This window comes from Parafannyhessea umbonata (assembly GCF_012844235.1).
Classification (GTDB): Bacteria; Actinomycetota; Coriobacteriia; order Coriobacteriales; family Atopobiaceae; genus Parafannyhessea.
This window is the reverse complement of sequence record NZ_JABAGR010000002.1, coordinates 23,107-42,616: the sequence shown is the minus strand read 5'-3', so window position 1 is coordinate 42,616 and position 19,510 is coordinate 23,107. Positions and strand designations below refer to the sequence as shown.

Annotated in this window: 16 protein-coding genes; 9 read left to right on the top strand and 7 right to left on the bottom strand. The window is 66.8% G+C overall.

Annotation, left to right across the window (positions count from 1 at the left end; translation table 11 throughout):
- Positions 1-561: 561 nt before the first annotated feature.
- Genes sufC through HF885_RS02045 form a run of 6 tightly spaced genes read left to right on the top strand, consistent with a single transcriptional unit; the run spans position 562 to position 6,161 of the window.
- The gene (gene sufC, locus HF885_RS02070; RefSeq protein WP_170103321.1) at positions 562-1,329 is read left to right on the top strand and encodes a Fe-S cluster assembly ATPase SufC; all 768 of its coding nucleotides are present in this window, start codon (positions 562-564) and stop codon (positions 1,327-1,329) included.
- A gap of 2 nt (positions 1,330-1,331) precedes the next feature.
- Positions 1,332-2,753, top strand: coding sequence for a Fe-S cluster assembly protein SufB (sufB, locus tag HF885_RS02065; RefSeq protein ID WP_170103320.1), 1,422 nt, complete (start codon positions 1,332-1,334; stop codon positions 2,751-2,753).
- A complete protein-coding gene (locus HF885_RS02060) occupies positions 2,753-3,904 on the top strand; it encodes a SufB/SufD family protein (protein ID WP_170103319.1) in 1,152 nt (383 codons plus the stop codon). The genes sufB and HF885_RS02060 overlap by 1 nt, the downstream gene beginning before the upstream one ends.
- Complete coding sequence (locus HF885_RS02055; protein ID WP_328804308.1) at positions 3,897-5,183, top strand: SufS family cysteine desulfurase; 1,287 nt, start codon at positions 3,897-3,899, stop codon at positions 5,181-5,183. The genes HF885_RS02060 and HF885_RS02055 overlap by 8 nt, the downstream gene beginning before the upstream one ends.
- A 1-nt stretch (position 5,184) precedes the next feature.
- Complete coding sequence (gene sufU, locus HF885_RS02050; RefSeq protein ID WP_090861429.1) at positions 5,185-5,694, top strand: Fe-S cluster assembly sulfur transfer protein SufU; 510 nt, start codon at positions 5,185-5,187, stop codon at positions 5,692-5,694.
- A gap of 5 nt (positions 5,695-5,699) precedes the next feature.
- Positions 5,700-6,161 (top strand): RrF2 family transcriptional regulator, encoded by a 462-nt coding sequence (locus HF885_RS02045; RefSeq protein WP_170103317.1) that lies wholly within the window; start codon positions 5,700-5,702, stop codon positions 6,159-6,161.
- Here the strand turns inward: HF885_RS02045 and HF885_RS02040 are convergent.
- From HF885_RS02040 to fba, 3 genes are all read right to left on the bottom strand, one after another.
- Positions 6,158-7,057, bottom strand: a complete 900-nt coding sequence (locus HF885_RS02040; RefSeq protein WP_170103316.1) for a zinc ribbon domain-containing protein — start codon at positions 7,055-7,057, stop codon at positions 6,158-6,160. The genes HF885_RS02045 and HF885_RS02040 overlap by 4 nt on opposite strands.
- A 137-nt stretch (positions 7,058-7,194) precedes the next feature.
- Positions 7,195-9,507, bottom strand: a complete 2,313-nt coding sequence (locus tag HF885_RS02035) for an LTA synthase family protein (RefSeq protein WP_170103315.1) — start codon at positions 9,505-9,507, stop codon at positions 7,195-7,197.
- Between the two features lie 160 nt (positions 9,508-9,667).
- A complete protein-coding gene (fba, locus tag HF885_RS02030) occupies positions 9,668-10,540 on the bottom strand; it encodes a class II fructose-1,6-bisphosphate aldolase (protein ID WP_170103314.1) in 873 nt (290 codons plus the stop codon).
- Positions 10,541-10,805: 265 nt separating this feature from the next.
- On the opposite strand from fba, the gene HF885_RS02025 reads away from it, so the two are divergent.
- The 3 genes from HF885_RS02025 (at position 10,806) to HF885_RS02015 (ending at position 16,109) form a co-directional block, all read left to right on the top strand.
- On the top strand, positions 10,806-11,939 hold the full coding sequence (locus HF885_RS02025; protein ID WP_170103313.1) for a hypothetical protein: 1,134 nt from the start codon (positions 10,806-10,808) through the stop codon (positions 11,937-11,939).
- A 133-nt stretch (positions 11,940-12,072) separates the two neighbouring features.
- Complete coding sequence (locus HF885_RS02020; RefSeq protein ID WP_170103312.1) at positions 12,073-13,485, top strand: aminopeptidase; 1,413 nt, start codon at positions 12,073-12,075, stop codon at positions 13,483-13,485.
- Positions 13,486-13,643: 158 nt separating this feature from the next.
- Positions 13,644-16,109 carry an LTA synthase family protein gene (locus HF885_RS02015; protein ID WP_170103311.1) on the top strand — a complete coding sequence of 822 codons (2,466 nt, stop codon included), beginning with the start codon at positions 13,644-13,646 and terminating at the stop codon, positions 16,107-16,109.
- A gap of 208 nt (positions 16,110-16,317) precedes the next feature.
- On the opposite strand, the gene HF885_RS02010 is transcribed toward HF885_RS02015, so the two are convergent.
- The 4 genes from HF885_RS02010 to HF885_RS01995 all read right to left on the bottom strand — a co-directional run bounded on the left by HF885_RS02010 (position 16,318) and on the right by HF885_RS01995 (position 19,505).
- A complete protein-coding gene (locus tag HF885_RS02010; protein WP_170103310.1) occupies positions 16,318-16,716 on the bottom strand; it encodes a GtrA family protein in 399 nt (132 codons plus the stop codon).
- A 133-nt stretch (positions 16,717-16,849) separates the two neighbouring features.
- Positions 16,850-17,638: an ABC transporter ATP-binding protein gene (locus HF885_RS02005; RefSeq protein WP_170103309.1), complete on the bottom strand. Its 789-nt coding sequence runs from the start codon at positions 17,636-17,638 to the stop codon at positions 16,850-16,852.
- Entirely contained in the window at positions 17,638-18,687 is a 1,050-nt protein-coding gene (locus tag HF885_RS02000) for an ABC transporter substrate-binding protein (protein WP_170103584.1), read from the bottom strand. The genes HF885_RS02005 and HF885_RS02000 overlap by 1 nt, the downstream gene beginning before the upstream one ends.
- Positions 18,688-18,773: 86 nt before the next feature.
- A complete protein-coding gene (locus HF885_RS01995; RefSeq protein ID WP_170103583.1) occupies positions 18,774-19,505 on the bottom strand; it encodes an ABC transporter permease in 732 nt (243 codons plus the stop codon).
- Positions 19,506-19,510: the final 5 nt, after the last annotated feature.

Here is a 19,510-nt window from a genome sequence, read left to right as displayed (position 1 = left end):
CCCGACCCGACATTGCGGAATCGTGCGAACTCGGGCCGGGTGCGTTGCGCCCCTGGGGCCGCCGTGGCAGGAACCCCGTGGTGTGTGACCCCGTGATGGTTAAGCGTTTTATGGCTCGGGCAACCTACCTGCGATCATGCGGAATCGAACCAAGCGCGGGCGTAGCACACCCGTGGGATTCTTGCATTTCGCGAAGCACACCCGCGACTTCGTGGCACGGGGTCCCTCTTTGCGCAACGCACCGGGGTCGAGATTGCGGGGTCGCGCAAACTGGGGCCGGGTGTGTGCGGCGGCAGGTACGCACCCGCCACGACATTGCAGGATCCCGCGAACTGGGGCCGGGTGCGTGCCCGAGGCGCCGGCGCCCACACTCAAATTCCCACCTCTGCACCATGAATTAGCTGTGACCAAAGAAAAACATGCCCCAAACGATTGAAAACACCGCGCACGTCGGGGTAAAATCCCCCTTCGTAAGTAGGATTTACGCCGAGACCGCCACGACAGACACGCGACCGCCCCGGCACAGACAATTCGGAACTTCCCGAAGCAGAGAGAGGCGTCATGTCACAGCTACTCACCATCTCAGGGCTTTCCGCAGGTACGGACGAGAAGCCCATCCTCCATGGCATCGACCTTTCCGTGGGCGCGGGCGAGACCCACGTCCTCATGGGGCCAAACGGCGCAGGCAAGTCCACGCTCGGCCACGTGATCATGGGCGACCCCGTCTACAAGGTGACCGGCGGCACCATCTCCTTCGACGGCGAGGACATCACGGACAAGACCCCCGACAAGCGCTCGCTCGCCGGCATCTTCCTCAGCTACCAAGCTCCCGTCGAGGTCCCCGGCGTCCCCCTGTACAGCTTCCTGCGCACCATCACTCAGATGCGCCCGGAGCTCAAGACCACCGCGCGCAAGTTCCGTCAGCGCGTCGGCGAGATCTGCGACCAGCTCGACATGGACCAGGGCTTCCTCACGCGCGAGCTTAACGTCGGCTTCTCCGGCGGCGAGAAGAAGAAGGTCGAGATGCTCCAGCTCCTTCTCCTCCAGCCGAAGCTCGCCATCCTCGACGAGACCGACTCCGGACTGGACGTCGACGCCCTCTCCGTGGTCAGCCGCGGCATCGAGGCCTACCGTAAGGAGTGCGACGGCGCCCTGCTCATGATCACGCACAACACCCGCATCCTCGAGAAGCTCGACGTCGACAAGACCCACGTCATGGTCAAGGGCCACCTCGTCGCCGAGGGTCCCGCATCGCTCATCGACGACATCGACCAGAACGGCTTCGCCCGCTTCGAGCAGGCGCCCGCTGGCCAGAAGGTCGAGGCGTAGCAATGGCCGAGAAGAGCAAGAGGACCGAGGTCGAGGACGTCGACCGCTCCCTCTACGACTTCGTGAAGTCGGAGGAGGGATACGAGCGCTACGCCGACGGCCTCACGCCCGACATCGTGCGCTCCATCAGCGCCAAGAAGGACGAGCCCCAGTGGATGCTCGACATGCGCCTGAAGGCGCTCGAGATCTACCAGGACAAGCAGATGGCCCCCAACTGGGGACCCAGCATCGCCGGGCTCGACATGGACCACATCTCCACGTACGTCAGCCCCAAGACGAAGCAGGCCAAGGACTGGAACGACGTCCCCGCCGACATCAAGGACACGTTCGAGCGCCTCGGCATCCCCGAGGCCGAGCGCGAGTCCCTCGCGGGCGTCGGTGCCCAGTACGACTCCGAGATCGTGTACCACAACATGCGCGAGGAGGTCGCGAAGCAGGGCGTCGTCTACACCACGATCGAGGACGCGCTCCACGACCCCAAGTGGGAGCCCGTCGTGCACGAGTACTTCGGCACGCTCATCCCGCCCACCGACCACAAGTTCGCGGCGCTGCACTACGCCGTGTGGTCCGGCGGCTCGTTCGTGTACGTCCCCAAGGACGTGCACCTGGACTACCCGCTCCAGAGCTACTTCCGCCTCAACGCCCAGGGCGCCGGCCAGTTCGAGCACACGCTCATCATCGTCGAGCCCGGTGCGGACCTCCACTTCATCGAGGGCTGCTCCGCACCCAAGTACTACGAGGCGAACCTCCACGCCGGCGCGGTCGAGCTCTTCGTGAAGGACCACGCGCGCCTGCGCTACTCCACGATCGAGAACTGGTCCAAGAACATGTACAACCTCAACACCAAGCGCGCCACCGTCGGCGCCGACTCCAAGATGGAGTGGGTGTCGGGGTCGTTCGGCAGCCACGTCAGCTACCTCTACCCCACCACGATCCTCAAGGGCGACCGCGGCAGCTGCGAGTACACGGGCATCACGTTCTCCGGCGCCACGCAGGACCTCGACACCGGCTGCAAGTTCATCCTGCTTGGCAAGGACACTAACGTCTCCGCGGACGCGAAGTCCATCTCAAAGGACGGCGGCGTCAACACGTTCCGCTCGTCCGTCTTCGTCGGCAAGGACGCCCAGAACGCCCGCGCCACGGTCAGCTGCTCGTCGCTCATGCTCGACGACATCAGCCGGTCCGACACCATCCCGCAGATGGACATCCGCAACAACACCGCCCAGGTCGGCCACGAGGCCACCATCGGGCGCATCTCCGACGACACGGTCCTCTACCTCATGAGCCGCGGCTGCTCCGAGGCCGAGGCCAGGACCATGGTCGTCAACGGCTTCGCCGACCCGGTCTCCAAGGAGCTCCCGCTCGAGTACGCCGTCGAGATGAACAACCTGATCAAGATAGAGATGGAAGGGGCGATCGGCTAATGGCAGACAACACCAAGACGGAGCCCATGGTCACCCTCGAGCGCGTCAACACGCCGCCCGCGCAGACCTGGAACTACCTCAAGACCAACGACATCACCCTCACCGTCCCCAAGCTGTCCCGCAAGGGTGACGTCTACTTCGCGCTCCCCCGCCTGTTCGACAAGGTCGAGACCGGCATGGGCCCCAAGGTGACCGACTGGGTTACCTCCCAGGCCGCCGACGCCACCTACGTCGAGGTCAGGGCGGGCGAGAAGAACCATGCCCCCATCGTCGTGGACGTGGACTCCAACGCGTGCGTCGTCAGCGACTGCGGCGTCATGGTCCGCCACGACGCCGACGCCACCGTCGTCGTGGTCTCCCACGGCGCGGACGACGTCAAGCGCACCTCCGCCGCCCTCGTCAGGATCGTCGTCGAGTCCGGCGCGCGCCTCAGGCTCGTCGAGGTCGTCGCCGAGGGCGACGCCCACCAGCACCTCGAGTCCGTTGGCATCTCCGCGGACGAGGGCGCCACGGTCGAGGTCCGCCAGTTCTTCCTCGGGGCGGGCACCACGGCCGCGGGCATCTGCTGTGCGCTCAGGGGCGACGACGCCCGCGTCGACCTCCAGAGCCACTACCTCGGCCAGGGCACCCAGGTACTCGACATCAACCACGTCGTGCGCATGGCCGGCAAGAACGGCCGCGCGGACGTGCGCGAGTCCGGCATCCTCAACGACGCCGCGCACAAGTCGCTGCGCGCCACAATCGACCTCATCCACGGCGGCTCCGGCTCCAAGGGCAACGAGATCGAGTCCGTGCTCGTGAACGGAGACGACGTCGTCAACAAGACCATGCCCGTCATCCTGTGCGACGAGGACGACGTCCAGGGCAACCACGGCGCCACGATCGGCTCCGTCGACCCCCAGCAGATGGACTACCTCATGGGCCGCGGCCTCTCGCGCGAGCAGGCGCAGGACCTCTTCGTCCGTGCCCTGTTCGACGACGCCCTCATCGAGGCCGCCCATCCGCTCGCCCGCAAGGCCGTCTTCGAGCGCGCCGCGGCCACCCTCGGCCAGGAGGTCGCTTGCGACCTCATCGACACCCTCGGCATCGAGCTTCCCGCTAATGCCGAACCCACCGCACCCACTAGCAGGGAGGATGCAAGCAATGCTTAGCGAGCAGCAGCTCAAGGACATCGAGAAGAGCCCCTACAAGGCAGACTTCCCGCTCCTCTCCCAGAACCCGGACCTCACGTTCCTCGACAGCGCGGCCACGGCGCAGCGCCCCGGGGTCGTGCTCGACGCCATGCGCGAGTTCTACACCACCATGAACGCGAACCCGCTGCGCGGCCTGTACCGCCTCTCCGTCGAGGCGACGTCCGCAATCGACGAGGCCCGCAACAAAATCGCCCGCTTCATCGGCGCGGTGGACGAGAAGGGCAACCCCCAGGGCAGTCAGATCGTCTTCACGCGCAACGCGTCCGAGTCGCTGAACCTCGTCGCGAGGACCCTTGGTCCGAAGGTCGTGCTCGGCCCGGACGACGAGGTCGTCATCAGCATCATGGAGCACCACTCCAACCTGATCCCGTGGCAGCAGCTGTGCAGGCGCACGGGCGCAAAGCTCACCTACCTGCGCCCGAACGAGGACTTCCGCATCACGCCGGAGGAGGTCGCCGCCAAGATCGGTCCGCACACCAAGATCGTCTCCGTCACGCAGGTCTCCAACGTCCTCGGCGTCCAGAACGACGTCAAGGCCATCGCGCGCCGTGCGCACGAGGTCGGCGCGTACATGGTGGTCGACGGCGCGCAGTCCGTCCCCCACATCGCGGTCGACGTGAAAGACCTCGACTGCGACCTCCTGGCCTTCTCGGCACACAAGCTCGGCGGCCCCATGGGCATCGGCGTGCTGTGGGGAAAGCCCGAGGTGCTCGACGCCATGCCGCCGTTCCTCACGGGCGGCGAGATGATCGACGCCGTGACCGAGACGGATGCCGTATGGGCGCCGGTGCCCCAGAAGTTCGAGGCCGGCACGCAGGACGCGGCCGGCTCGTTCGCGACGGGCGTCGCGATCGACTACCTCACCGGCCACGGCATGGACGCGCTGGAGCGCCGCGAGCGCGAGCTCGCGACCTACCTGTGCGACTCGCTGGCGGCGCTGCCCTACGTCGACCTCATCGGCCCGGCGGACGGCAGCCGCCACGTGGGCGCGGTGGCGTTCAACGTGCGCGGCGTGCACCCGCACGACGTTGCGTCCATCCTGGACATGTCGCAGGTGTGCATCCGCGCCGGCCACCACTGCGCGCAGCCGCTGCTCAGCTACCTCAAGGTGGAGAACGGCGCCACGTGCCGCGCCAGCGTGGCCTTCTATAACGACAAGCAGGACGTCGACAGGCTCGTCGAGGGGCTGGACAGGGTCTGGTCTCTCTTCGGCGGTGCCGTCACGGGAAAGGCGTAACATGGACCGCTCTACTCCGGCGAGCCTCTACAACGCCCAGTTCATGGACCACGTGGCTCACCCAGACTACAAGTACCAGATGGACGACCCCACCCTCACGCACCACGGCGTGAACCCCTCCTGCGGGGACGAGCTCACGTTCTCCGTGCGCATCGGGGACGACGGCCGCATCGAGGAGGCCGCGTACCAGGGCCACGGCTGTGCCGTGAGCCAGGCCTCGGCCGACATGATGAGCGACCTCATGGTCGACAAGACTCCCCAGGAGGCCATCGAGCTCTGCCGGCTCTTCGGCCGCATGGTCCGCGGCGAGGAGACGGACGACTCCAAGCTCGCCGCCCTGGACGAGGCGGCCTCCCTCAAGGACGTGAGTCACATGCCTGCGCGCGTGAAGTGCGCGGAGCTCGCGTGGCGCACGCTCGAGGAGATGCTCCAGAACGGATCGGACAAGCCCGGCTCCACCGCCACGGCAAGCTGTGTCATGCCGCCCCACACCCACGACGGGCAGGAGTAGTCGCCATGGCCTCCATGTTCTCCACAAAGGGACGCTATGCCCTGCGCATCATGGGCGACCTCGCGACGCACCCCGGCTGGGTCTCGCTCGGCGACGTCGCCAAGCGCCAGGGCATATCGCGCAAGTACCTCGAGCAGGTGGTCTCGCTCATGCACAAGGCGGGCTTCGTGGAGAGCCTGCGCGGCAAGGGCGGCGGATATCGCCTCACGCGCGACCCCAGCCAGTACACGCTCGGCGCCATCCTGCGCGCCGCGGAGGGCTCGCTCGCGCCCGTCGACTGCCTGGACTGCACGAACGACCGCATCTGCCCGCAGTTCGAGACGTGCCCCACGGTCACCATGTGGCGCGACCTAGGCAAGGTCACGGCATCCTACCTCGACAGCAAGACGCTGCAGGACATCGTGGACCAGATGCGCGAGCGAGGCACCACGGGCGAGGAGCCCCACGGGCCCGGCCCCACGTCCTAGGCGCCCGCGCCCACGGCCTTTATGTCCCAGGGCACGGCCGAAAGGTAGTTGTGCGCCCCCATGCCCACGAGGTCATCTCCCTCGCCGCGCCTCACCGCATCGTCATAGGTGAGCGAGCCGCCGGTGGACAGGTCCACGAGCGCACGAAGCTCGCTGGTGCTCGAGACCCCGGTGTCGCCGGCGTTGCCGCTCGCCACGAGCCACGGCCAGTTCGTGGCCCACACCTCTACGTGCTGGCCGCCCAGGGTCTGGCTGAACACCAGGAAGTTGCCGATGTCGCCGGCGACGTCGGGCTCAGTCCCGTCCTCAAGCTCTAGCGACGCCAGCGCCCCCTTGTCGTGGTCGTCTCCCGCGGCCGGCGCGTATCCCTTGGGATAGACCTCCACCTCGTCCTCGTCCACGACCACGTCCACCTTGCCACGCCAATAGCTCGGCAGTGCAAACTGATAGCCTTCCGCACGGACCACGTAGGACGCGTCGCCCGTGGCGGCGTTGCCGCCGGCACCGCCGTCCTTCTCGTCCGCGCCAGAGTTCGCGCCAGAGCCCGCGTTGTCCGCGCCAGACGTGTCGGAGGCGTCGGACTTCCCCGCATCAGCCTTCGCTCCGCCCGTGGGCTTTGCGGACTTCTTGCCGTCGTCGGCCTTCTTCCGCACCGTCTGCGACGCGTCCGCGCCCGGCTCCGTGGCCGCGCGCGTCAGCGCGTATGAGCCAACGCCCACCACGGCAACAGCAAGCACGGCCACGAGCGCAATGAGCCACCTTGGCGTCGGCCTCTTCGCCGGCGTGGGCGTGGGTGCCGCCGGCGCATCCGGTGCGGGCGCCGTCAGGTCGCGGCCGCAGTTCGTGCAGAACTTCGCTCCGTCGGGAACGCTCTTCCCGCAGCTTGGACAGAACATCGCATCCTCCCAGGTCGTGGCCGTGAGGCGGCCTCCCGCCACGGTGCGGCGCACGGGCGCGGGGGCTTCCCCGCCTTCAGTATGGAAGAGGGAGGGCCCCCGGGCGGACGCGATTCGGCGTGCGGCGCGGCCGGCGCCTACACGCGCGAGCCAAACTCGTAGTAGAACATGGTGCGCAGGTCCGCAAGGTCCTTCTCCTGGGAGCCCTGGGCGTCGGACATCGCATGCCACGTGCCGTCGGGCGCCTGGTAGCCCAGCGAACTGACCTGCGGAACGACGGTGGTCGAGAAGAGCTCGGCCTTCTGGTAGCGGCTGAGCGGCGCGCCGATGGCGTTCATCAGGGTCGCGCCGAGGTTGGACGCGGAGACCGTCGCGTCGGCCGCAAACTGGTCGCGTCCCGCGACGTCGTAGTTTGCCCAGATCACGTAGCGCGTCTGGTACGTGTGCGCCGAGTGGCCGGGCTCCTCCTCGCCCGGGTACGACGCGTCGTTGTACGCCGGCGAGATGCCGGGCTGGTGGTCGCCAAAGAACACGAGCACGACGGGCTTGCCAATGTTGCGCAGGCGCTCCACGAACGCGCGCAGGTCCTCGTCGGACGCGCCAATGACCGAGAGGTACTCGTTCAGGTCGTCGTTGTTGCCCGCGCCCTCCACGTTGTAGCCCGTCAGGATGTCCGCCGGCGTGTTGCGCAGGTTGTAGCCGCCGTGGTTCTGCATGGTGACGTCGAGTATGAACTGCGGGCCGTCGCCCTTCTCCACAAGGTCGAGCACCTTGTCGTACGTGACGGAGTCGCGCACCCCCGCGTGGAGCGTGGGCGCGTCCCTCGGGAAGGAGTCGATGTCCAGGAAGCGGTCGAAGCCCAGCTCGCGGTAGGCCATGTTGCGGTTCCAGTTCGTGCCCAGGTTGGGATGGAGCGCGGTCGTCTTGTAGCCCAGCGCTTTGAACTGCCGCGCTAGGTTATCCACGCGGCCGAGGCTGTACGTCTGGTACGGGAAGACGTTTGCCGGCACGAAGCCCATGGATATGCCCGTCAGGAACTCGAACTCGCTGTTGCACGTACCGCCGCCGCGCACGGACACGTCGAGCGCGCCCTGCTGCAGCGAGTCCGTGAGACCGTATTTAAGGTACTGCGGCCCGTCGTAGCCGGCGGCCTTTATGTCCTCGAACACGGACATGTCCGAGAAGGACTCGTTCATCACGGCTATGACCGTGGGCTTGGCCTGGGCAAACTGCTGTTCCGCGGCCTTGCGGGCGTCCGTGTTGTTCTGGGCATCGAACTTGGCGGCGTAGCTCTTCTCGAGCCTCTTCGCGCGGGACTCGCGATAGTCCGCGGGGCGCCTGATCTGGGCCTCGCGCACGCCCATCACGAACGAGGGCAGGAAGCCGTACTGCTTGTAGCTGGCCACGCTGTCCCAGTAGCTTATGTTCACGCCAAACGCGGTGCGGTAGTTGGGCACGAGCACCAGCGCGAGCGTGGCGGCGCACGCCACGGCGCCGGCCGCCAGGTTCGTGGCGCAGCGCCGGCGCCACCACGGCACGTCGCGACGCGCGGGCGCCCATGGCACCAGGTAGCCGGCGAGCACGTACGCGACCATGGCGTACGTCGCCGCGACCGCCACGTCGTCCGTGAGGGTGAACGTGTAGCCGGAGCTCACCTCCGCCGCGGTGCCGAGCGCGTGAAGGTCGGAAAACGTGATGGCGGAGTTCCTGAACAGGATGACGAAGTACTCGGCTATGCCGATGACCAGGCACGCGACCGCAACGATCGCAGGGCCCGCACCATGGCCGAGCGAGAGGAAGTACGCCGTCACCACCACAAGCAGGACGATGGCGGCCTCCAGCAGGAAGTAGCGCGCCGCAAGGGATTCGATGGCATCGTTCGACGGGATCTCGATGGCAAGCGCGCTCAGGATGGAGATGGCGACCAGGATGACGACGGTGGCGCCGGCGTGCAGCGCCCTCAGGTTAGAGCGCAGAAACCGCGCGGCGCCGGCACCGTCGAGCCGCCGCAGCGAGTCTTCGTCCGAGGCGTCCGCGTCCTTCTCGCCCGCGGAGCGCGCGTCCGTACGCGCCCCCCAGGCCGAGGCGAGCGCCGCGAGCCGGTTTCGCACGAGCAGGAGCGCGATGCCCGCAAACGTGACGGCAGACAGCCGGTCGACGGAGTTCCCGCCCGTGAACAGGCCCTGGCTCACCATGGACTGCAGCGTGGCCAGAAGCGCGATGGGGACGACGGTCCACGCCACGACGCTGGGCTCGAGCACGCTCACGAGCGTGCGGACGTAGCCGCGCTGGCCGTCGTGACGTGCCGCCTCGCCCATGAGGCGACGCCTCCGGTTTGTGCGCACGAGCACGTCCGCGACGGAGTAGGCAACGACGAGCAGCACGCTCGAGAAGACGGTGGCGGAGAGGCTGGTTGGAAGGGAGGAGGTTCCGGGGTCGTTTGCGATCAAGGGTGGTTCCTAACGCGTGGACCGCCCGGGCAGCATCGCCCAGGCGGCAAGTCAGACGAAAAAGGGGCCAGCCCGGAGACTGACCCCTTAGAAGTGTAAAGGAATCTTAAGGAACGCAAAGACTCTTTACAAACGCGCTCCCGGCGAGGCGGAAGCCGCGCTATGCCCAGCCCTTGCCGTCGGAGCCGAAGTCCCTGATGAGGCCCTCGGCGGTCTCGACGATGGCGTCGAAGCCCGGCTTCAGGAACTTGCGCGGGTCGTAGTTCTTGCCCTCGAGGTCCTTGCCGCTCTCAACGTACTTGCGCATCGCAGAGTGGAAGGAGAGCTGGAGCTCGGTGTTGATGTTGATCTTGGCGACGCCCAGGGAGACGGCCTTCAGCACCTGCTCCTTGGGGATGCCGGAGCCACCGTGCAGGACGAGCGGCAGGTCGCCGGTCTTCTCCTGGATGGCGGCGAGCTGGTCGAAGTTCAGGCCCTTCCAGTCCGCGGGGTACGGGCCGTGGATGTTGCCGATGCCGCAGGCCAGGAAGTCGACGCCCAGGTTGGCGATGGCCTCGCACTGCGCGGGGTCGGCAAGCTCGCCCTCGGCCGTGACGCCGTCCTCGGTGCCGCCGATGCCGCCGACCTCGGCCTCGATGGAGAGACCCTTCTGGTGGGCAAGCTTCACGAGCTCCTTGGTGCGCTCGATGTTGGTCTCGAACTCGGGCTCGTGCGAGCCGTCGTACATGATGGAGGTGAAGCCGGCGTCGATGCACTTGAAGCAGTCCTCGTAGGAGCCATGGTCAAGGTGCAGGGCGACGGGGACGGTAATGTTCATGGACTCGACCATGTCGTGCACGACGTCGGACACGACCTTGAAACCCTTCTGCCACTTGGCAGCGCCCGAGGTGCACTGGATGATGACGGGGGACTGGGTCTCCTCCGCCGCGGTGAGGATGGAGCGGGTCCACTCGAGGTCGTTGGTGTTGAATGCCGCGATTCCGTAGTGACCGGCCTTTGCGGCCTTGAGCATGGGTGCAGCGTTGACGAGCATGTGTACCTCCATATGACGTGATGGACGTTCCCACTTAGGACATATTACAGCGAAATTACGGCCCCGTGTCGCAGGGCATGGCACCGTATGCAGATTTTGGTGGTAGACGCGCCCGGTTGACGCTAATTCGAATGCATTTCGTGAAGTTTGGCCCGCGGCGCGGGCGATGCCTATAGTCGGGTATCCAAGAGCTAGGCGGGCACCCGTTGCCGAGCCCGCCCGCGCTCCACGCAACGCGGTCGGCAACAAGAAGGAGACTTCCTAAGTGGCATTCGATCAGCAGGGTCGACAGGTCGACCAGACCATGTCCCAGGGCAGGACCTCCGTCTTTGGGACGCAGCGCTACCAGCAGCCCCAGGGCGTAACGCAGGGCCAAGGCACGCAGCGGTACCAGCCGTACGGGCAGGGCCAGGCGCAGCAGGGCCAGGCGCAGCCAGACGCGGGCGAGCCGCAGAAGAAGGGCGTCCTGAGCGAGTTCTCGGGGTCGGCCGTGATCGCGAGCGCGCTCGCGGCGGTCACGTCGTTTGCGCTGCAGTCCAAGATCGGACTCGCGGGCTCCATCATCGGCGTGGGCGTCGCCGCGGCGGCGACCACCATCGCGTCGCAGGTGTACAAGGGCATGCTCAGCGCGTCCGCGCAGAAGCTGAAGGACCTTTCGGACCAGGAACCCGCGACGGACGACGCATACGGCGTCACGCGCGACCTGCGCGCGAGCTCCGGCACCACGCAGGCGTGGGCGACGCCCGTGAGCCTGGATGACGCCGCGAGCGAGGCCGGCGTCGCGGACTCCGGCACGCCCATCGCGCCCCAGAGCGTGCGCGACGCGGCGCAGAGCCGCAAGGGCGCCCTCATGCGCAAGCGCATGGCCATCGTGATGGTGGTCGCGGCCGTCGCCGCGGTCCTGGTGTACGCGCTCATCGTGAACCTCGCGACCGCGGGCCAGGGCATCGGCAGCACGGAGCCCATCGTGGCGACGAGCAGCCAGGGCCAGGACGACCAGCAGTCGCAGGACGCAGACGCCAAGAAGGACAAGGACACGCAGTCGCAGCAGACGAAGGGCACGGCGGACGGCGCAGAGCAGGACGGCAAATCGTCCGGCACCACGTCCGGCTCGAAGGACTCCTCCGGCACCACCACGGGTGGCACCTCCGGCTCGAAGGACTCCTCCGGCACGAGCGGCACCTCGGGTGACAACGCCAATGGCACCTCCAATTCTGGCACGGGCGACTCCGGCACCGGCACGAGCGACGGCACCTCGGGCAACTCCGGAACGAGTGGCGACTCCGGCACAACGGGAGACTCCAACACGGGAACGACGGACTCCAAGGGCACGTCCGGCACCACCACGTCCGGAACGTCCGGCACAAGCGGCGCCACGACGACCACGAGCGGAAACTAGCGACGCGACCAAAGGCCAGCCGGCCGGCCGCACTTTCGATATAGTTAAATATATATAAGCGACCGACGGCACGCATGGGCAGCCGCCGGCATCGGGCGCCCGAGGGGGCGCCCGACGTATGGAAGGGAACCACATGGAACGACCGAACGCCTGGCTCGACTACACGGAGAAGCAGCTGCAAGACCTCGACCGCGTGTGCGAGGGCTACAAGCGCTTCATATCTGACAACAAGATAGAGCGCGAGGTGTGCGCCGCCTCCATCGAGCAGGCCCGCGCCGCCGGCTACCGCGACCTCGGGGAGCTCGTGGCCCAGGGCGTCGCCCTCAGGCCCGGCGACAAGGTGTACGCCTCGAACCACGGCAAGGGCGTGCTCCTGGTGCATCTTGGCACCGAGCCTCTGGAGAGCGGCCTCAACATCCTGGGCGCCCACATCGACTCGCCGCGCCTGGACGTGAAGCAGAACCCGCTGGACGAGAAGAACGAGCTCGTCACGCTCGACACCCACTACTACGGTGGCATCAAGAAGTACCAGTGGGTGGCCATCCCCCTCGCCATCCACGGCGTCGTGTGCAAGAAGGACGGCTCCACGGTGAGCGTGTGCGTGGGCGAGTCCGCGGACGACCCGGTGTTCTGCGTGTCCGACCTGCTCATCCACCTGTCGAAGGACCAGCTCTCCAAGACGGCGTCCGACGTGATCGAGGGCGAGCTGCTGGACGTGATCGTCGGCAACCGCCCCGTGAAGGTCGAGGGCGACGCGGGCGAGAAGGGCGAGGGAGGCGCCGCGAAGTCTGCCGTCAAGGCCGCGGTGCTCGAACTTCTCGCCCGCGAGCTGGGTATCGACGAGGAGGACCTCCTCTCCGCCGAGCTCGAGGTCGTGCCGGCGGGCCCGGCGCGCGACCTTGGCCTCGACCGCTCGCTCATCCTGGGCTACGGGCAGGACGACAGCTCGTGCGCCTACCCCAGCCTCGTTGCGCAGCTCGAGTGCGAGGCGCCGGAGCGCACCGCCGTCACAATCCTGGTTGACAAGGAGGAGATCGGGTCCGTCGGCGCGACGGGCATGACCAGCCGCTTCTTCGAGGACGCCATGGCCGAGGTCCTGGAGCTTGCCGGCGAGCGCGGCCCGCTTGCGCTTAGGCGCTGCCTGCGCAGGTCGCGCATGCTGAGCTCCGACGTGAGCGCCGCGTATGACCCGAGCTACGCGTCAGTGTTCGAGCCGAAGAACTCCTGCTACCTGGGACACGGCCTCACCTTCAACAAGTACACCGGCAGCCGCGGCAAGTCTGGCTCCAACGACGCGGACGCGGAGTACGTCGCGCTCATCCGCCGCTGCATGGACGATGCCGGCGTGCACTTCCAGACGGCGGAGCTCGGCAAGGTGGACGCGGGCGGTGGCGGCACGATCGCCTACATCCTGGCCAAGTACGGCATGGACGTGATCGACTGCGGCGTGCCGGTGCTGAGCATGCACGCGCCCTGGGAGGCCACGAGCAAGGCCGACGTGTACGAGGCCTACCGCGGCTACAAGGCGTTCCTGGGCCTCAGGTAGGGCCCGGCCGGGCGGCCGGGGCGCGACCCTGGCCGCCCGCGGGCGCCCACCCGTCAAGTTTCCTATCAATTGTCTGTTTATCCTGCTAGGCGCACATTCGCCACACGCTGCCCACCTATACTCGGGCCTATCTGTTTACTTGACGTCTACGGAGAATTATGTCTGCACTGAACATCCTGTTTGCCGCCGTGGCGTTCGCGACAGCCGCGGTGGTGGTCTGGCTTTGCGTGCGCTGGCACCGCCTGAGCAAGACCGAGGGCTACAAGAGGCTGTCCGCCCGCACGTACGCGTGGTGCCTCTCGTTCGCCATCATTCCCGTCGCGTTTGGCGTGCTGTGCCTGATGGACTACTACAAGGGCAGCCCGCTCGCGCCGTTTCTGCTTGCCGCGGCCACCATCATCTGCGCCATGGCGACGCTCCACCGCGAGAACGGCAAGACGTTCTTACGCACCGCGCGCGACTTCGTGAGTGCGTACGCGCCGTGGGACTCCCGCCCGCGCAAGATGCGCGCACCGCGCTTCCTGAGCGCGCCCGCCGCCCGCATCCGCAAGGCACACGCCGCCCGCAAGGCGCGCCGCGACGAGCGCCTCTCCGCGCGCGAGGCCTCCGACGGCAAGCCGTCCGCCGCACGCGCCTGGCTGCACGGCACGTTCGCGCCGTGGGCGAAGACCGACCTCGTGCGTCTGGCCGTCGCCGCCCTCTTCGCGTTCGTCTCGCTCGAGATCTGCTGGCACGTCAACCTGGTGTGGATGAACTTCCTCAGCCGCCTGATCGACTGGGCCATGGTCCTTCTTGCCATGGGCGCGATGTACTTCCTGTTCCAGCGTCGCAGCTGGGGCGCCATCGCCGTGGCCGTCGCGCTGTACGTCCTCGGCATCGTGGAGTACTTCGTCGTGGTGCTCAAGGGCTCCGTCATCCAGGCCGGTGACATCTACGCGCTCGGCACCGCGGCGGCCGTGTCCGACGGCCTCAAGTTCGACTTCGGTGGCACGGTGCTTCTAGGCGCCATCGCCCTCGACCTGTGCTTCCTCGCGCTCCAGCGCATCAGCCCCGTCGTGAGGCGCTCCGCCGTCGGCCTGGACTCCCCCGCCGATGCCAGCGAGGCAGCCGCTGCCGCACCCACCGACCCCTCCGCCACGGGCGAGAAGGACGCGGCCCCCTCCACCGCGACCGCGCCCTCGCGCCGCACCGGGCACAGGGTCCTCGGCGTCGTTCTGAACGTCCTTCTCGCCTGCGCCTGCGCCTTTGGCGCGTGGGGCACCACCCACGCCGCGTACGCGTGGACGCAGTTCTTGGGCACGAAGTTCTGGCAGCCGGTCGTGGCGTACTCCGACCACGGCTTCCTCACCAGCTTCTTCAGCATGTGGTACGGCATGCCCATCGAGGTGCCGCGCGGCTACTCGCAGCAGAAGGCCAAGACGATCGAGAAGAAGCTCGCCAAGCAGTACGACTCCTCCGACTCCGCAAAGACGTACGCGCGCGCGAAAGCGCAGTTTGACCAGGTAAAGCCCAGCGTCATCTTCGTGCAGAACGAGACGTTCTCGGACCTCTCCAAGTTCTACGACATCGCATACACCGGCTACACCGGACCGGAGTACTTCAACTCCATGAGCGACACCCTCTCGCGCGGCGTGCTGAACGTCTCCGTCGTGGGCGGAGGCACGTGCAACTCAGAGTTCGAGTTCCTCACAGGCAACTCCATGGCGTACGTGGGCACGGGCAAGTACCCGTACAACCTGTACAACTTCTCCAAGGTCAACAGCCTGGCCAAGCAGTTCAAGAGCATCGGCTACGGCACGGCCGCCATCCACCCCAACATCGCGTCCAACTGGAACCGCGACAAGGTGTACCCGCAGCTGGGCTTCGACCAGTTCCTGGACATCAACGACTTCCAGGGCGCGCCCGTGTTCCACAACGGCGTGACCGACCTCGCCACGTACCAGAAGATCCTGGAGCTGATCCAGAACTCCGACAAGCCCATGTTCATCGCGGACATCACCATGCAGAACCACACGGGCTACGACAAGAACAACATCCCGGCGGACCGCCTTACCAACTACCAGCTCAAGAACGTGAGCGCGTACGAAAACGCGGAGTTCAACGAGTACGTCTCGTGCATCAAGGCGTCCGACGAGGACCTGAAGGTGTTCATCCAGGCCCTGCGCCAGCTGAACAAGCCCGTGGTGCTCGTGTTCTACGGCGACCACCAGCCCAACATCAGCTCCAACTACCTCAACGACTCCGTGTACCCCAACGAGGACAAGAGCTCGCTCGCGCACCAGCTGCGCGCCTTCAAGACGCAGTACTTCATCTGGGCAAACTACGACGTGGCCGGCACGCCCGCAAAGAGCACCAACAAGGAGATGAGCATCGGCTACCTCAGCAGCTACATGATGGAGCTCATCGGCGCGCCGCTGAGCAACCACCAGAAGGCGAACCTCCAGACCATGCTCAAGATGCCGTTCCTCACCCTGATGGGCTACTCCGACACCAACGGCACGTGGCGCGAGTCCTCCACCGAGCTCACGGACCCGTCCATCAGCGGCGACTCCGCGGCGACGAAGGCCTACCGCAACCTCGACATGGTGCAGTACCTGGAGTTTGGCTCCAAGGTCAAGCACTAGCGAGAAGAGCGCGGGCCCGGTGCGGACACACGCCCGGCACCGGGGCACCCCGCACGCCCCACACGCCTCGCGCGCCTCGCGCTCTCGTGCACGACACGCAGCACACCCCGCATTCACGCACCCCGCACGCCACATGGCATGCGGGGTGCATCTTTGTGCAGCCGCTTTTCTCGGCGGCCGCCTGCATCCAGCCCTCCACGCCCTCGCTCTACCGCGCGGGGGCGTCCAGCCACCTCTTGCGACTCGCGAAGTTCCACACCATCACGACGGCGGTCGCAACCGCCTTCGACGCAGTCACCGCAAAAGCGGACTCGCCCAGAGCGGCCGTGCACGCCGCCATCACCACCTGATTGATGCCCAGGCCGATGACGGAGAGCACCACGAACAGCGCAAACTCCCGCCCACGGGACATTCCCTCCCGGTGCGTGAACACGTAGCGCATTGACGCCGCGTAGTTGAACACGAGCGACACCACATAGCTTGCAGCAGACGCGTACAGCACGGGAACGCCAGCCAGCTGCGACAGCGCCATGAGCACCGCGTAGTCCAGAAGCGTGGCAGCAACCCCCACGACGCCAAACCTTCCCACCTGCCTCGCGAGCCCCATGGCCCCTCCCCTCTTGGTGCCCCCCCCACTAAGAACGCGGGCGTTACGGCAACGGTAGCGCCCGCGGCTTATGCTGGCTTGAAGCGCCCAAGAGTGCGACAACGCTTGAGCGTATCTGAAGGCCGAGTGACCCTCAGCCCAGGAGCGAGAGCACTTCTCGCTTGCAGTCCAGAAACGCCGGGGTGAGGGCGAACTCCGCGGCAGAGACGTTGCCCGCGGGCCGCGGCACCGCGACCTCCGCCGCGATGGCGCTCGGCACGCCGGAGCGCGGGTCGCCGCGCAGCACGTAGATGCGGTCCGCCATGGTCGCGGCCTCGTCCACGTCGTGCGTGATCGCAAGCGACGCCATGCCCAGCTCGCGCGACATGCCGCAGTACCAGCTGCGCATGTCCGCGCGCGTCAGGGCGTCCAGCGCGCTGAACGGCTCGTCTAGAAGCGTCACGTCGTTTCCCATCAGGTACGTGCGAAGGAACGCCGCGCGCTGGCGCATGCCACCGGAAAGCTCGCTCGGCCACATGCGCTCCGTGCCAGAGAGGCCAAAGCGCTCGAACAGCGGCTCCGCCTTCGCGCGGGCCTCATGCACCGGCGTGCCCGCGATCACCAGCGGCAGGCACACGTTGTCCAGGATCCGCTTGCTTGGCAGCAGCAGGTCCTTCTGCAGCATGTAGCTCACGCGGCCCGGGCGGCCGGTCACGTCCTCGCCGTGCAGAAGGACGCGCCCCTCCAGCGGCTGGGTGAGGCCGGAAAGCGCGTGCAGGATCGTGGTCTTGCCGCAGCCGGAGCGGCCCACCAGGCAGACCACCTCGCCGGCGCCCACCGCAAGGCAGACGTCGCGCGCCACCACGTGCTCGCCCTCGTCCCAGCTCAGCGTCAGGTGGCGCGCCTCCAGCGCTGGCGCACCGTTGTCCGAAGACGTGGCCACTATGCCTCCAGGTAGTCCATGGTCCAGCCGGAGTTCACGTCCAGCTTGTTCTCGACCAGGTTCTTGTCGTTCAGCCACTCGAAGTACGCGTCCCAGCGCGACTTGTCGATCACGCCCCAGCTCTTCGCGTCGGCCTGGTACTGGTCTGCCAGGTACTTCGCGGATGCCTGCACCAGGTCGGCGGAAAGCTCCGGCGCGGCGTCCAGCAGGATGTCGCCCGCAGCCTTCGGGTGCTTGATGGCGTACTCGTAGCCGCGCTTCGCCGCGCGCACGAACGCCTTCACCACGTCGGGATACTTCTTCGCAAAGTCGTCGTTTGCCGCGATGACCGGGGTATAGAAGTCGAAAACCTTGTCCATGCTCACGAAGCTGAAGTAGTTGACGTCGTAGTGCTGGACCTTCGCGTTCTGCACCGCCCAGCCCTCGTACACCCACACGCAGTCGAACATGTTGGCCTTCAGGCCCGCGACCTCGTCGTCCACCTCGTACGGCACCATCTTCAGCTTGCTGAAGTCGCCGCCGTCGGACTCCATCACCTGCTTGATGGTCGCCTGCTCAACGGGCATGCTCCACGTGGCGTACGTGTGACCCTCCATCTTCTTGGCAGACGTGATGCCGTCGGCTTTGCGGCTCATGATGCCGGACGTGTTGTGCTGGATGATGGCGGCTACCGCCTCGATGGCCACGGGGTTCTTGGAGCTCAGGGCGTTTGCGATGTAGTCCTGGTAGCTCACGCCCATCTGCGCCTGGCCAGAGCCGATCATGGCCTCCGCCGTGCCGTCCGCCGGCTGCACCACCTTGACGGTGAGTCCCTCGTCCTTGAAGTAGCCCTTCGCCTGTGCCACGTAGATGCCCGTGTGGTTGGTGTTGGGGGTGTAGTCCAGGCAGAACGTGATCTTGCGCGCAGACTTCGGCGCGGACTTCGCGCTGGCGCCCTCCCCCGCGCTCGCGGACGCGTCGCCGGATTTGCCCTGGTACGCGCCGCAGCCGGCAAGCGTCGCCGCGGCGGCAAGGGCACCCGCCCCCTTGATGAAGCCGCGACGGCTCATGTCGCGCTCGAACGCCGCCTTGTGCTCCACAAACGTGTACGGGCGAGAAGAGCCGCGCATCTGGGCGGCATGCTGCTTGTTGAACATCAGTCTTCCTTTCTTTCGGCGCGCTTCCAGGGCATCGCGATGCGCTGGAGCCAGTCGACCAGCCCCATGAGTGCCAGCGACAGAACCGAGATCAGTATGATGACCGCGAACATGCGGTCGTATGCAAACGACTTGCGGACGCGCGTCATGTAGACGCCCAGCCCGCTGAACCCACCGAGCCACTCCGCGATGACCGCGCCCACGATGGCGTAGGTGGCGCTGATGCGGAGCCCGCTGAAGAACTGGTCCAGCGCGGCCGGCATCTTCACCTTCCAGAAGATCTGCCAGCGCGATGCCCGCATGGTGCGCATGAGGTCGATCAGGTCCGGGTCGACGGAGCGAAACCCTCCCACCAGGCTCACCGTGATGGGAAAGAACGTGGAGATGACCACCAGCACCACCTTCGGCGCAAGGCCGTATCCAAACCACAGCACCAGAAGCGGAGCGATGGCCACGGTCGGGATGGTCTGGCTCACGGTCACGATGGGGTCGAGCGCCAGGCTCACGGTCTGGAAGCGGTCCATCAAAACCGCGACCACAAAGCCCACGGCCGTGCCGATGACCAGGCCAAGCGCGGCCTCCGTCAGCGTCGCCGCGGAGTGCATCGCCAGAAGCGACGCATCGGCCGCCAACGCGTACACCACCTGCACGGGGCTGGGCAGCAGGAAGTTTGGCACGATGCCAAGCGCCACCACCGCCTGCCACACCGCAAGGATGCACGCCACCGTCAGCGTGG

Bases quoted from the DNA above. Each gene is read 5' to 3' on its own strand.
- sufC (WP_170103321.1), top strand. From the start codon at position 562: ATGTCACAGCTACTCACCATCTCAGGGCTTTCCGCAGGTACGGACGAG.
- sufB (WP_170103320.1), top strand. From the start codon at position 1,332: ATGGCCGAGAAGAGCAAGAGGACCGAGGTCGAGGACGTCGACCGCTCC.
- HF885_RS02060 (WP_170103319.1), top strand. From the start codon at position 2,753: ATGGCAGACAACACCAAGACGGAGCCCATGGTCACCCTCGAGCGCGTC.
- HF885_RS02055 (WP_328804308.1), top strand. From the start codon at position 3,897: ATGCTTAGCGAGCAGCAGCTCAAGGACATCGAGAAGAGCCCCTACAAG.
- sufU (WP_090861429.1), top strand. From the start codon at position 5,185: ATGGACCGCTCTACTCCGGCGAGCCTCTACAACGCCCAGTTCATGGAC.
- HF885_RS02045 (WP_170103317.1), top strand. From the start codon at position 5,700: ATGGCCTCCATGTTCTCCACAAAGGGACGCTATGCCCTGCGCATCATG.
- HF885_RS02040 (WP_170103316.1), bottom strand. From the start codon at position 7,057: ATGTTCTGTCCAAGCTGCGGGAAGAGCGTTCCCGACGGAGCGAAGTTC.
- fba (WP_170103314.1), bottom strand. From the start codon at position 10,540: ATGCTCGTCAACGCTGCACCCATGCTCAAGGCCGCAAAGGCCGGTCAC.
- HF885_RS02020 (WP_170103312.1), top strand. From the start codon at position 12,073: ATGGAACGACCGAACGCCTGGCTCGACTACACGGAGAAGCAGCTGCAA.
- HF885_RS02015 (WP_170103311.1), top strand. From the start codon at position 13,644: ATGTCTGCACTGAACATCCTGTTTGCCGCCGTGGCGTTCGCGACAGCC.
- HF885_RS02010 (WP_170103310.1), bottom strand. From the start codon at position 16,716: ATGGGGCTCGCGAGGCAGGTGGGAAGGTTTGGCGTCGTGGGGGTTGCT.
- HF885_RS02000 (WP_170103584.1), bottom strand. From the start codon at position 18,687: ATGAGCCGTCGCGGCTTCATCAAGGGGGCGGGTGCCCTTGCCGCCGCG.